This is a genomic window from Paenibacillus sp. PvP094 (assembly GCF_040546835.1).
Taxonomy (GTDB): domain Bacteria; phylum Bacillota; class Bacilli; order Paenibacillales; family Paenibacillaceae; genus Paenibacillus; species Paenibacillus illinoisensis.
Genome location: NZ_JBEPOM010000001.1, coordinates 25512 through 38325, shown reverse-complemented (window position 1 = coordinate 38325; position 12814 = coordinate 25512). Strand labels below are relative to the sequence as shown.

12 protein-coding genes and 1 pseudogene are annotated in these 12814 nt (G+C 46.6%); 9 read left to right on the top strand and 4 right to left on the bottom strand.

The window, feature by feature from the left end; all coding sequences use genetic code 11:
- Positions 1 to 163 precede the first annotated feature (163 nt).
- The gene (gene mtnA, locus ABIC22_RS00240; protein ID WP_354477020.1) at positions 164 to 1237 is read right to left on the bottom strand and encodes an S-methyl-5-thioribose-1-phosphate isomerase; all 1074 of its coding nucleotides are present in this window, start codon (positions 1235 to 1237) and stop codon (positions 164 to 166) included.
- Between the two features lie 22 nt (positions 1238 to 1259).
- A complete protein-coding gene (gene mtnK / locus ABIC22_RS00235; RefSeq protein WP_354477017.1) occupies positions 1260 to 2477 on the bottom strand; it encodes an S-methyl-5-thioribose kinase in 1218 nt (405 codons plus the stop codon).
- 298 nt (positions 2478 to 2775) lie between these two features.
- Here mtnK and ABIC22_RS00230 point away from each other — a divergent pair.
- From ABIC22_RS00230 to ABIC22_RS00190, 9 genes and pseudogenes are all read left to right on the top strand, one after another.
- Positions 2776 to 3238: pseudogene (locus ABIC22_RS00230) on the top strand (Dps family protein).
- A gap of 138 nt (positions 3239 to 3376) precedes the next feature.
- Complete coding sequence (locus ABIC22_RS00225) at positions 3377 to 3952, top strand: DUF1802 family protein (RefSeq protein ID WP_127536549.1); 576 nt, start codon at positions 3377 to 3379, stop codon at positions 3950 to 3952.
- Between the two features lie 367 nt (positions 3953 to 4319).
- Positions 4320 to 5102, top strand: coding sequence for a Fe-S cluster assembly ATPase SufC (sufC, locus tag ABIC22_RS00220; RefSeq protein ID WP_095288227.1), 783 nt, complete (start codon positions 4320 to 4322; stop codon positions 5100 to 5102).
- Between the two features lie 24 nt (positions 5103 to 5126).
- Positions 5127 to 6431 carry a Fe-S cluster assembly protein SufD gene (sufD, locus tag ABIC22_RS00215; RefSeq protein WP_154895938.1) on the top strand — a complete coding sequence of 435 codons (1305 nt, stop codon included), beginning with the start codon at positions 5127 to 5129 and terminating at the stop codon, positions 6429 to 6431.
- A complete protein-coding gene (locus ABIC22_RS00210) occupies positions 6428 to 7648 on the top strand; it encodes a cysteine desulfurase (RefSeq protein WP_354477012.1) in 1221 nt (406 codons plus the stop codon). The genes sufD and ABIC22_RS00210 overlap by 4 nt, the downstream gene beginning before the upstream one ends.
- Positions 7638 to 8069 (top strand): Fe-S cluster assembly sulfur transfer protein SufU, encoded by a 432-nt coding sequence (gene sufU / locus ABIC22_RS00205; RefSeq protein WP_127536547.1) that lies wholly within the window; start codon positions 7638 to 7640, stop codon positions 8067 to 8069. The genes ABIC22_RS00210 and sufU overlap by 11 nt, the downstream gene beginning before the upstream one ends.
- A 20-nt stretch (positions 8070 to 8089) precedes the next feature.
- Complete coding sequence (gene sufB, locus ABIC22_RS00200) at positions 8090 to 9487, top strand: Fe-S cluster assembly protein SufB (protein WP_095288223.1); 1398 nt, start codon at positions 8090 to 8092, stop codon at positions 9485 to 9487.
- 202 nt (positions 9488 to 9689) lie between these two features.
- The gene (locus ABIC22_RS00195; protein WP_127536546.1) at positions 9690 to 10412 is read left to right on the top strand and encodes a M23 family metallopeptidase; all 723 of its coding nucleotides are present in this window, start codon (positions 9690 to 9692) and stop codon (positions 10410 to 10412) included.
- A gap of 135 nt (positions 10413 to 10547) precedes the next feature.
- Positions 10548 to 10679 carry a YjcZ family sporulation protein gene (locus ABIC22_RS00190; protein ID WP_212676985.1) on the top strand — a complete coding sequence of 44 codons (132 nt, stop codon included), beginning with the start codon at positions 10548 to 10550 and terminating at the stop codon, positions 10677 to 10679.
- 136 nt (positions 10680 to 10815) lie between these two features.
- On the opposite strand, the gene ABIC22_RS00185 is transcribed toward ABIC22_RS00190, so the two are convergent.
- On the bottom strand, positions 10816 to 11865 hold the full coding sequence (locus ABIC22_RS00185) for an HD-GYP domain-containing protein (protein ID WP_127536545.1): 1050 nt from the start codon (positions 11863 to 11865) through the stop codon (positions 10816 to 10818).
- Between the two features lie 120 nt (positions 11866 to 11985).
- Positions 11986 to 12735, bottom strand: coding sequence for a molybdenum cofactor biosynthesis protein (locus ABIC22_RS00180; RefSeq protein WP_354477005.1), 750 nt, complete (start codon positions 12733 to 12735; stop codon positions 11986 to 11988).
- Positions 12736 to 12814 lie beyond the last annotated feature (79 nt).

The window sequence follows — 12814 nt, the reverse complement described above, 5'->3', positions numbered from 1 at the left end:
AGGACAACGTCCGATGAAACGAAGTGAGCAGCTGAGATAGCTTCGAAAAAGTGCTGCTTGCGGCTCAACTATAGTCTGCAATGGTTTTATAAAGTAAAAGTAAAAGTAAAAGGGCCCCTGCGGAGCCCTTTTTTTATGTGCAGCATCTAAGTCAGATGCAACATTATACTTCTTCCTTGGCAAACAAGGCGGCAAGGTTTTCTTTGAACGGAGCACGCACGACACCTTTTTCCGTAATGATTGCTGTTACATACTCATTAGGTGTTACATCAAATGCAGGGTTAAATACTTTCACCCCTTGTGGTGCTGTACGTTTGCCAAAGCCTTCGGTTACTTCCTCGGCAGAACGCTCCTCAATCGGGATGAGGTCCCCGGAAGGTGTGGACAAGTCAATGGTGGACAGCGGGCTGGCTACATAAAACGGGATATTGTGCGCTTTGGCAAGCACCGCTACGCTGTAGGTTCCGATTTTGTTCGCCACATCACCGTTTGCCGCGACGCGGTCTGTACCAACGATAACGGCTTGGATCCATCCTTTGGACATCACCATACCTGCCATATTGTCACACAGAAGGGTAACATCGATACCCGCCTGCTGCAGTTCAAATGCGGTAAGCCGTGCGCCTTGAAGAACAGGACGAGTTTCGTCTGCAAAAACTTTGAGTTGAATGCCACGTTCCTGAGCGAGATACATTGGTGCGGTTGCTGTGCCGTATTTGGCTGTGGCAAGTCCACCAGCGTTGCAGTGCGTAAGCACACCCATACCATCTTCGAAGAGTGGAAGGGCATGTTCTCCGATCATCCGGCAAACCTCTTCATCTTCTTTTTGAATCAGGAGAGCTTCTGCTTCGAGTGCAGCATTGCTATCTTCGATGCTTGTTCCAGCTTCGGCCAGATCACTTGCCTTTTGCATCATTCGATCCAGTGCCCAGAACAGATTCACTGCTGTTGGGCGTGAAGTGGCCAGATGGGCGCAAGTGGATTTTACATGATCAAGCCAGCCTTGAATGAAAAGTCCATCGTAAGCTTTAGCCCCCAATACGACACCGAACGCAGCAGCGATTCCGATCGCTGGAGCACCGCGGACTTTCATGGAGTGAATGGCTTCCCACACTTCTTCAGGCGTGTATAGCTTAAGCATCAGAATGGTTTCAGGCAGAAGGCGTTGATCAAGCATTTCAAGCTTGTCCTGTTTCCAATTGAGGGAGGACAGAGGCTGATGTTTAGGGGTTGTCATGGATGTTCCTCCGTTCCTAAGTTTAAACTTTGATTGAGGAGATGGCTGTGGACACAAGGTCCAGCACTTCACCAATGGTATTCAGTCGACGGGTGCTCTTGATTAACGTTTTACCAATAGCAAGTGCTTTGCGCTGAGCACGTTCACGTTCTGTAGCATCCTGAATCGTATCAATATCTGCCACGTGGGCTAGGCCGACAATGCGGCGTACCATTTTCGCACCCGCGAAGCCAATGGAATCTCTGAACAATTGTTGTACATAAAGGTCTTGGTATCCAGGGGCTTTCGCCATTGGATCAACGAGATCAGATTCCCATAATGCACGGAAGCGGGTCTCAAATTCATTCCATACATCACGAACCATATCAAGCAACAGCGCTTCGCGGTCACGCAGTGCGTTTTTATCCTGAATCCATCCTGGCAGAGAAGCATAGTTCAAAAGCAGGTTGGCGAGTACAGCACCCACGTCGAATCCCATTGGACCATAGTAGGCAAACTCGGGATCAATAACTTTGGTCGACTCTGGTGTGACAAAAATACTTCCCGTATGAAGGTCACCATGAAGCAGAGCTTGCCCATGTGTGAGGAATTTTTCCCGAAGCAGGGCCACTTCCAGATGCAATGCTCCGTCTGTGCGAAGGGCTTCAGCCTCGTCCTCGATGGAAGCTTCATAATTATTTTTCTCAGCGATCCGGTATGGTTCGTCAAAGATCAGATCTTCCGTGATTTTACACTGATCCGGATTCACGAATCGACCCTGCTTTTCCTTCTTCAACTGTTGATTCATGCCGAGATCGGATGTGAAGAAAAGCGTTCTTGCCATGAATTCTCCAATATGCTGTGCGAAGAGAGGGTATGTGACACCTTCAATGAGGCCTTTGCGCATAATCACATGATCACTGAGATCTTCCATAACCGTCAAAGCGAGATCATCATCATAGTGATAAACTTCTGGCACCATCCCCGGGCAGAGACGATACTCTTCCTGGAGAATTTCGCGTTCAATCCGGGCACGAACCAGAGACAGAGGCCAAGATTCGCCAACGACTTTCGCATAAGGAAGGGCCTGTTTGATAATGATACTTTTATCGGAGTTCTGATCCGTGATATGGAAAACCAAATTCAGATTACCGTCTCCGATCTCACGGCATTCCAGATTTGCATCTGCCGTAAATGGACCCGGTAAGGTTTTGGCCAGTTCGATTGCTTCTTGGGGGGTTAACGGGTGATATTGAGACAAGGATGCCACCTCCATATATATGAAGAAACAGGAAAACCCACTTCTTTGCTTGGTATAAGTCAGTATATCGGAATTAACCCGTTTTTTGTACCCTTTTTTTAAGGCCAGCCCTATTGGACTTGTTTCGAAGCAGGTGTGCCAGGGTAAAAACAAATAGGCCGGACGGTTCACAAATTACCACCTACAAGGCCAGCCGCTATGCAGCGGTGACGAACTGTTTAACTCTCTGTTATGTAAGGCAGATTCATCTGTCAACCCAACATAATAGACTAATTTTATAATAAAGGATGGGATTCACATGGCTACAAAAAACAAAACAGATCAAGCGAAATCAGTAGAACAAGTACATTAATCGTCAGGTAGCTAACCTGAACGTCCTGTATGTCAAAATCCATAACTATCACTGGTATGTAAAAGGACCAAACTTTTTCACGCTGCATGTGAAATTTGAAGAGTTCTATAATGAAGTTACTGTACAAATGGATGAAATCGCTGAGCGTATTCTTACGCTTAAAGGCAGCCCTGCAGCTACCATGAAAGAGTATCTGGAGCTCGCTTCCATCCAGGAAGCTGCAGGTGGCGAAGATGCAAAAACAATGGTGCAAAACCTGATCGAGGACTTTGCTACGCTGTCCAATGAGTACCAGGAAGGTATCGAAGTAGCGGAAGCTGCAGAAGACCAGCCGACATCCGACATGCTGACCGGTTTCAAAGCCGATCTGGAGAAACACATGTGGATGCTGCGTTCCTTCTTGGGTTAAGCCGCAGCTATAGAGCTGTGTAATAAAGTTAATGTCTTCTATAAAGGAGCACTTCCCAAACCCCTGATCTCAAGCTGTTGTCAGGAACAGACAAAGCGTCTATACTGCTGACAAGACAGATTACGGGAGGAGATCCGCATGTTAGGCACAACGATACCGGCATTAAAAGAGTGGGCTTCCGCAATTAAAGCGCTGGAAAACGGTCGCCAGATTCTGGTGATGCGCAAAGGCGGTATTGTGGAGGAAACCAGACATTTTGAGCTGAAAAGTCCGGCATTTTATCTGTATCCGACTTATGAACATCAGCGTAAAGAACTGATTAAGTCCTCAGATCATTCGTATGTTGAAGAATCATTGGCAGAATGGGTGCCCGAAGCTTCGACAATCCGCATCACTGCATATGCCGAAGTGATTCAGGATTTGGAGATCAGAGATCAGGAAATGCTGGACCGACTTCATGACTTTCATATGTGGACATCGGATTTTGCCGAAGACCGCTTGAAGTGGAAACGGAAAGATCCGTTACATGTATTGATACTCCGTGTGTACCGTTTGAATGAACCGATGGAAATACCGGTGCTGCCCGAATATAATGGGTGCCGTTCCTGGATTTCCATTCCGAATGGTCCGGTGCCGCGCGAAATGACGCCGGTGGTGGATGTTGCGGATTTTGACGAACAGGTACAGAAGATTAACGATATGCTCAAAATATAAAATGAAATAAGAGAAAGGGCTTGTCCAGATTATGGATAAGCCCTTTTTGGCAGATTAATATGGAATGAAATAATGAATTACAGTGATTTTTCTCACTGTGAGTTGGAAGAAATAACAGTTTCTCATTTGATTCAAACCCGCTTTTATTATAGAATCAGGTAGAATCATGTTTCCTGAGAGGACAAGTGTTCTCGGAAATGACTTGATAATCAATGAGAATCAGTTTAGAATTATTCTAAAGTGATTATTGCTTTGGAAATTGCGGTACTTGTAGAAATTCAGGGGAAGCCCTGTTCAGATATTTAATAGGCGCTTTTTCGTTTTCGACAGCAAACATCAATTTAATCAATGGAGGGAAACAATACACATGGCTACGAATTTCGTCATTGAAGGTCTGAAAGCGACGATCGAAGGTAAAGAAATCCTGAAAGGCATTAACCTGGAAATGAAAGGTGGAGAAATCCACGCAATCATGGGGCCGAACGGAACAGGTAAATCCACATTGGCATCGGCTCTGATGGGTCACCCTAAATATGAAGTAACAGACGGTACAGTAACGCTTGATGGTGAAGATGTACTGGACATGGCAGTAGATGAGCGTGCGCGTGCAGGTCTATTCCTGGCTATGCAATATCCGAGTGAAATCGCAGGCGTAACGAACTCCGACTTCCTGCGCAGTGCAATTAACGCACGCCGCGGTGAAGGTAACGAGATCTCCCTGATCAAGTTCATTCGTCAAATGGAAGGCAAAATGAAAGAACTCGACATGAATCCAGAGTTTGCACACCGTTACCTGAACGAAGGTTTCTCCGGTGGTGAGAAAAAACGTAACGAGATTCTGCAAATGATGCTGCTTGATCCAAAAATCGTAGTTCTTGATGAGATTGACTCCGGTCTGGATATCGACGCTCTGAAAATTGTTGCAAATGGTGTAAACGCAATGAAGAGCGAAGATCGTGGATTCCTCATCATCACTCACTATCAGCGTTTGTTGAACTACATCACACCTGATTATGTGCACGTTATGATGCAAGGTCGTATCGTGAAATCCGGCGGACCTGAACTGGCTCACCGTCTGGAAGCAGAGGGATATGACTGGGTTAAGGAAGAGCTGGGAATCACGGATGAAACTGTAGGCCAAGAAGCGTAAAGACAAAACGGAGGAGGATAATCGATGACTACACAAACAATTCTTCCGGTTGAATCTGAAGCGCTTCGCGCCTTGTCGGAAAGTAACAACGAACCCGGCTGGTTGACCGAGCAGCGGCTTGAAGCCCTTAAGCTTGCAAGTGGTCTTGCGCTTCCGAAACTGGAAAAACAAAAAATAGAACGCTGGAATGTCAGCGAATATGGCACATATAAAGCAAGTGAGGCTATTTCTTCTCTGGAAGAAGTACCTGCTTCGATTAAAGATCTCGTTCAGGATCAAGCTGAAGGCAGTCTGGTTATCCAGCGCAATTCCGGGACAGTATACTCCAAGGTATCTGCTGATCTGGCAGCCAAAGGCGTTATTTTCACGGATCTGGCTACTGCGGTTCGCGAGCATGGTGATCTGGTAAAACCTTACCTGAACACAGCTGTGAAGGCAGATGAGCATTCCCTTGCCGCTCTGCATGCGGCTCTCTGGAACGGTGGAGTATTCCTGTATGTTCCTAAAAATGTGGAAATTGAAGTTCCGCTTCAAGCTGTTTTGCTCACAGATGATGCAACTGCAACATTTGCACCTCATGTCCTCGTTGTTGCTGAAGCGAACAGCTCTGTAACTTACGTTGACAACTATGTTTCCGGCGAACTGTCCGCACCTGTTTTCCATAACGGTGTCGTGGAAGTCTTCGTAAAATCCGGTGCAAAAGTACGTTTCGCGTCTGTTCATCAGCTGTCTACGAATGTTACTGACGTTTCCTTCCGCCGTGCAGTGGTTGAGAACGATGGAACAATCGAGTGGATCGTTGGTGAAATGAACAACGGCGATACAGCCAGCAACACGATGTCCGTGCTGAAAGGCAATGGCTCCAGCTCGGATTCGAAAGTCATCGCTGTTGGTTCCGGATCCCAAAAAATCAACTACACTACAGAAGCTCGTCACTTCGGCAAAAACACGCCGAGCCAGATGATTACTCGCGCAGTTATGCGTGAAGAAGCTTCTGCCATCATCAACGGAATCACGAAAATTGAGAAAGGTGCAACCAAAGCGGACGGTCAGCAAACAGAGAAAGTACTGATGCTGAGCCCGAAAGCACGCGGAGATGCCAACCCAATCCTTCTGATCGACGAGGACGATGTTACAGCAGGTCACGCGGCTTCCGTAGGTCAAGTCAATGCTGAACAGATCCATTACTTGATGTCTCGCGGGATTAACCGTACGGATGCTGAACGTCTGATTATTTACGGCTTCCTGGCTCCGGTGGTGGCGGATATTCCTCTGGAAGCACTGCGTACCCAATTGCAGTCCCTTATTGAACGGAAACTGGGACAATGAACCCGTCCATCCGCGAGCAGTTCCCGATCCTCCACCAGGAAATTAACGGACACCCGCTCGTATATTTAGATAACGCAGCGACTTCCCAGAAGCCGCTGGCCGTTATCAATGCGATTAAGCATTATTATGAATTTGAGAACTCCAATGTGCATCGCGGTGTGCATACACTTGGAAGCCGGGCTACGGATGCCTATGAAGGTGCACGCGAGAAGGTTGCCAAGTTTATCAATGCACGTCGTACACAGGAGATCATTTTCACCCGTGGGACAACAACAGCCCTCAATTTAGTGGCTTCGTCCTACGGCCGGTCTGTCTGCAAAGAAGGCGACGAGATCGTTATCACACCGATGGAACATCACAGCAACCTGATTCCTTGGCAGCAGGTAGCCAAGGAGACAGGTGCAACATTGAAATACATTCCCCTTCAGCCGGATGGCAATATCGATTTGGCAGATGTGGAGAAGACGATTACGAACAAAACAAAAATTGTAGCAATCGCTTATGTATCCAATGTCATGGGTGTCATTCATCCGGTAAAACAAATTGCTGAAATTGCACACCGCAATGGCGCTGTCATTGTTGTAGATGGCGCACAGAGCACTCCGCATATGAAGGTGGACGTACAGGATCTCGACTGTGATTTCTATGCATTGTCTGGTCACAAAATGTGCGGACCAACCGGAATCGGTGCACTTTACGGCAAAAAGGCGCTGCTGGAGTCCATGGAACCGGTTGAGTTCGGCGGTGAAATGATTGATGAGGTTGGTCTCTATGACTCCAATTGGAAAGAGCTTCCTTGGAAATTCGAAGGCGGAACCCCTATTATCGCAGGTGCGGTAGGTCTGGGTGCAGCCATCGATTTTCTGGAGCAGATTGGCATGGATGAGATTGCCCATCATGAAAGTGTATTGGCAGCTTATGCAACAGAACGTATGGCAGAGATTGACGGGCTGACCATCTATGGTCCAACGAAACGTCATGTTGGTGTGGTCACCTTCAACCTGGGGGATGTACATCCACATGATGTGGCAACTGTACTGGATGCGAGTGGTGTAGCCATTCGTGCCGGACACCACTGCTGCCAGCCGCTTATGCGCTGGCTGCAAGTCAGCTCAACAGCTCGTGCCAGCTTCTATCTATATAATACTGAACAAGATGTGGACCGGCTTGTCAGCGCCTTAATTCAGACAAAGGAGTATTTTGGCGATGCAACTTGATGATCTGTACCGGCGTGTTATAATGGACCACTACAAAAATCCGCGTAATCGCGGAACGTTTGATAATGACGCTGTCACGGTGAATTTGAACAATCCTACGTGCGGCGACCGGATTTCATTGCAGCTTTTACTGAAAGACGGAATCGTCCAGGAAGCCAAGTATACGGGTGAAGGCTGTTCCATCAGCATGTCGTCGGCGTCCATGATGACCGATGCTGTGAAAGGCAAATCGATGGAACAGGCACTCGATATGGCTGACCGTTTTTCCTCACTGATGAAAGGGGAAGAAGTCGATTTCGACGATTATGAAGATCTCGAAGCCCTATCCGGTGTGAACAAGTTCCCTGCACGCATCAAATGTGCCACTCTGGCCTGGAATGCTTTACGCAAAGGAATTGACGAAGAGGACAATGTACAATAACGATAGGGAGGTAGAGCAAGATGGCTAAAAAAGCACCAGAAATGGAAGAGTATAAATATGGTTTTCGCGACGAGCACAAATCCATCTTTCAAACCGGTAAAGGTCTGACTGCAGAAGTCGTTACCGAAATTTCCCGGATTAAAAACGAACCGGAGTGGATGCTCGAGTTCCGTTTGAAAGCACTGAAACAATTCGAGAAAATGCCAATGCCAAAATGGGGCGGAGATCTCGACGAGCTGGATTTCAACGATATCCAGTACTATGTTCGCCCTTCTGAAAAACAAGGGAAAACATGGGAAGAGGTACCTTCCGAAATCAAGGAAACCTTTGATAAACTGGGTATTCCTGAAGCAGAGCAAAAGTTCCTTGCAGGGGTATCGGCTCAGTATGAATCTGAGGTTGTATACCACAACATGCAAAAGGAACTTGAAGATCAAGGCGTAATCTTCATGGATACCGATACGGCTCTTAGAGAGCACCCGGAAATCCTGCGTGAATACTTCGCTACGGTAATTCCGCCAGCGGACAACAAATTTGCAGCACTGAACAGTGCCGTATGGTCCGGAGGAAGCTTCATCTACGTGCCTAAGGGCGTTAAATGTGAAGTGCCTCTGCAAGCCTATTTCCGGATTAACTCCGAGAATATGGGACAATTCGAGCGTACACTGATCATTGCTGACGAAGACAGCTTCGTTCACTATGTTGAGGGCTGTACAGCGCCAATTTACAGCACGAATTCACTTCACAGTGCCGTGGTTGAGATCATCTGTAAGAAAAATGCCCGTGTCCGTTACACAACGATCCAAAACTGGGCACCAAACATCTACAACCTGGTTACCAAACGTGCAGTTGCTGAAGAAAATGCAACCATGGAATGGGTCGATGGTAACATCGGTTCCAAACTGACGATGAAATATCCAGCCGTTGTTCTGAAAGGCCGTGGAGCAAAAGGTTCCGTACTTTCCATCGCTGTAGCTGGTAAAAATCAGCATCAGGATGCAGGTGCGAAAATGATCCACTTGGCTCCAGACACGACTTCAACAATTGTATCCAAATCCATCAGTAAGCATGGTGGTAAAGTAACCTACCGTGGTCTGGCTTCCTTTGGTCGTCAAGCAGAAGGTGCCAAGTCCAATATCAAATGTGATACGCTTATCCTGGATAATGAGTCCACATCGGATACAATTCCTTACAATGAAATCATGAATGACAACATTATGCTGGAGCATGAAGCTACGGTATCGAAAGTATCTGAGGACCAACTCTTCTATCTGATGAGCCGTGGTCTGACCGAAGCTGAAGCAACACAAATGATCATCATGGGCTTCATTGAGCCGTTTACTAAGGAATTGCCAATGGAATATGCGGTAGAAATGAACAGATTGATCAAATTCGAAATGGAAGGCAGCATTGGTTAATTGCGCTGCATGCACAAGGACCGGGGGATTCCTCCGGTCCTTGTTTTTTTGTGCACGAAAATAATCCGATTTATATGAAAAAACGGACTTGTATGGCAGAAAACCGGATGGTTGAATCGCTGTTTTTCGCATAAAATAGGTTCAACAGCACAAGCGATTTCATAGATTGCTGCATCTATTGATAGAAAAGGATGGTGAATCTATGAGCTTCAATCCTTTTGTAGGATATCGCATTACAAGTTCGTTTGGTTATCGCATTCATCCAATTCATGGTGGACAAACGTTCCATCGGGGAATTGACCTCGTCACAGAACCCTGGAATGGCCCTGTATACGCCTTTATGGAAGGGACCGTACGATTTGCTGCTGAAGGAGCTACGGGCTCCGGATTCGGCGGTTATGGGCTTACAGTGGCTGTTCAGGATCATCGTGGGTATCTGCATTGTTATGCCCATCTGTCGCGAATTGCGGTAAGGGTAGGTCAGCAAGTGAAACGAGGTCAGCTCTTAGGTAATCAAGGGAGTACAGGACAGAGCACCGGACCCCATGTCCATTATGAGATTCGCAAAGCGAGTACCCCGTCTTACGGGTATACAGCCAGTGTGGATGGAGTGGTTGAGCCTGGAGCATATTTGCAAGCGGAATTCGGTTCCACATCTGAAGAGCAGGAGGCTCTGCCGATGACAAGTGAAGAGAAGAAAGCTTTTGAAGCGATGGAAAAGACGCTGGAAGCTCAGGCGTCCTGGATCGCGCAGCAGAAGAATCTATCCAATATGCCCTGTCCGCCTTGGGCAGCTGAGGCGTATCATTACTATCGTTCTTATATCATGACGGATACAGGCAGTTACGACTTCTGGAGACTGCTGGTTATTATGTATCGCAAGGAAAAAGGAATTCAGGTCTCGTCCGATTCGGGAAAACAATGAGGGCCAGCGTGCTGATTACGATGATTCGTATTGAAGCAGGCAAAAAACCATTTATCGAATATTGCCATTTCGCCCGGTTCGCTTACCCTGCAAGATCATATGTTAGGGTATACCTGATGAAGAGGAGGCAATCACATGAGCGAGGTAGGATATGGTTGTGGTGGCAATGTTGGCGGCGTAGGTGGATACAACCCATTCACATCGGTAGGCGCAATCTTGGTATTGTTCATTCTGTTGGTTATCATCACTAAAGCATTCTGTGTGTAATACGCGTATCAAACCTGAATAAAGCAAAAGGGAAACCGAAAATTCGGTTTCCCTTTTTACTTTCATAAAATAAGTTCCTGTAGTGTAATTCTTCGTAATCATTCATTTTTCTAGGTGATGCTACGAAACCTTTGAGCTATTGAATATAAATTTCGACGATGGCGATATCTCTTTCTTTCGCTAAATCAATAAAGGCTGTGGATGTCTGAACAAGGGGACGGAAATAGTCTGCAGGGTTATTCATGACGATGATGCCAGTTTCCCCCGAGGTGAGCAGTACCCTTTTTCCTATAAAATTGGGCAGCATATGTTTGATAAGCTCCTGGGTAGCTTCTCCATTTAGTTGGCCAAAGCTTAGGCTGTACAGCTCGCACAGCACGGAGATTAACTCCTGCTTGGTCTGATATACCCGGTTGGTCGTCATGGCGCTGTACACGTCAGCTACGGCCGTAATACGGGCATACGGATGAATATCGTTCCCTTTCAGTCCATGAGGATAGCCACTTCCGTCTTCCCGCTCATGATGCTGAAGGGCGACCGTTGCCAGAATCTCATCCTGCGTGGACGCTTTAACAATCTCATATCCATATAACGTATGTTTCTTCATTTCTTCGAATTCTTCCGGGGTTAGTTTTCCCGGTTTATGTAGCATTTCAGGAGAAATTTTGGATTTTCCAATATCGTGCAGATAACCTGCTTTTGCTACGGTCAGGCATTCTTCAGGATTGTAGCCCATCCAGCCAGCAATATAAAATGCGAGCATTCCCACTTGCAATGAATGGTTGTAGGTATAATCATTATCGCCGTCAAGCATAAGTAGAAGGGAAACGACATCCTTCTGTTTCTCCAGTTGAGTTGTCAGATTAATCAATATTTCATCGACCTGAGCTTCGTCAATAAACCCTTTCTCCATCGCTTGTTGAAACAGAGATTCGGTACCTTTGATCGTATCGTCAAACAAGGTAGTTAACAGACGGGTCTGATCGGAAGGCATGGTTTGCGTATCAGAGTGTAGGTCGGATGTTGTATGTTCTACATCTGCGTAATCGATTCCATGTTGCAGCAATTTGGTAATATCGTCTTCGCTGAGTAAGGAACCTTTCATCAGCATGTGGAGACCTGAACTGTTGTATACATCATTTTTTAACAGATCACCAGGTTTAAGATCAGTAACATGCACTCTCACGTATAAACCACCTTTTCCTCGACTTATATCGACATATATGCTTATAATAACAAGAAAAAAATGGGTTGACAACGACTTATTTACTAATTTAATTAGCCTTGCAAGAGGTGGAATGACTATTTATAAATTGTCCAAGGGGTTCCAGGGTCCCAGTTGATGCCCCTTCCACTCGGAACCATCGTCCCATATTTCCTTTTTCCAGATCGGGACCGTTTGTTTCAGTCTTTCAATAGCGTAGCGACTGGCGTCATAACAATCACTGCGGTGAGGCGAGGAGACGGCAATAATAACACTAATCTCTGCAACGTCAACCTGACCGATCCGGTGGCTGATTGCACATCTGACACCTGGCCAGCGCTCGGAGATTTCACTTCCGATGTTAGCCATCTGAGAAAGCGCCATCGGTACATATGCTTCATATTCCAGATGGACCGTTCGCTGTTCCCCTGTCATTTCACGAGTTGTACCTACAAAAGTCAGTGCTGCCCCGTGGTTTGCGGTAATGACCAGAGCTGTTGTTTCTTCCACGGATAGGGGGGACTTCGTAATCATAAACATACCGTCTGGAGTACGATGTTCGGAGGGTGAAGACCTATGCTCATCCTCGGACCCTTCAGTACCGTCACCTCCTGAAACGGGGGGAATTAACGCAAGTTCATCTTCGGGCTTAATCATTGTATCGGCAGGAGCATACTCCTGGTTCACCGCCAGAAAGGAACTTCGAATCTGTGAAGCAGCCTCTGGATAGGCCAGTGCCAGGCTTTCTTTGAGAAGAGCTGCAGTCAAAGGACTTTCCGTATATTCATATTCAAGCAGGGACGTGCCCAGACGTTCAGCAATACCTGCAAACAGTTGTATGGTTAATATCATGCTTATGCGTCACCTCTTTTTTATCTCTAAACCCTTTCAATATATCATAACGACGCGGAAAATGTTATGCTTATCTATT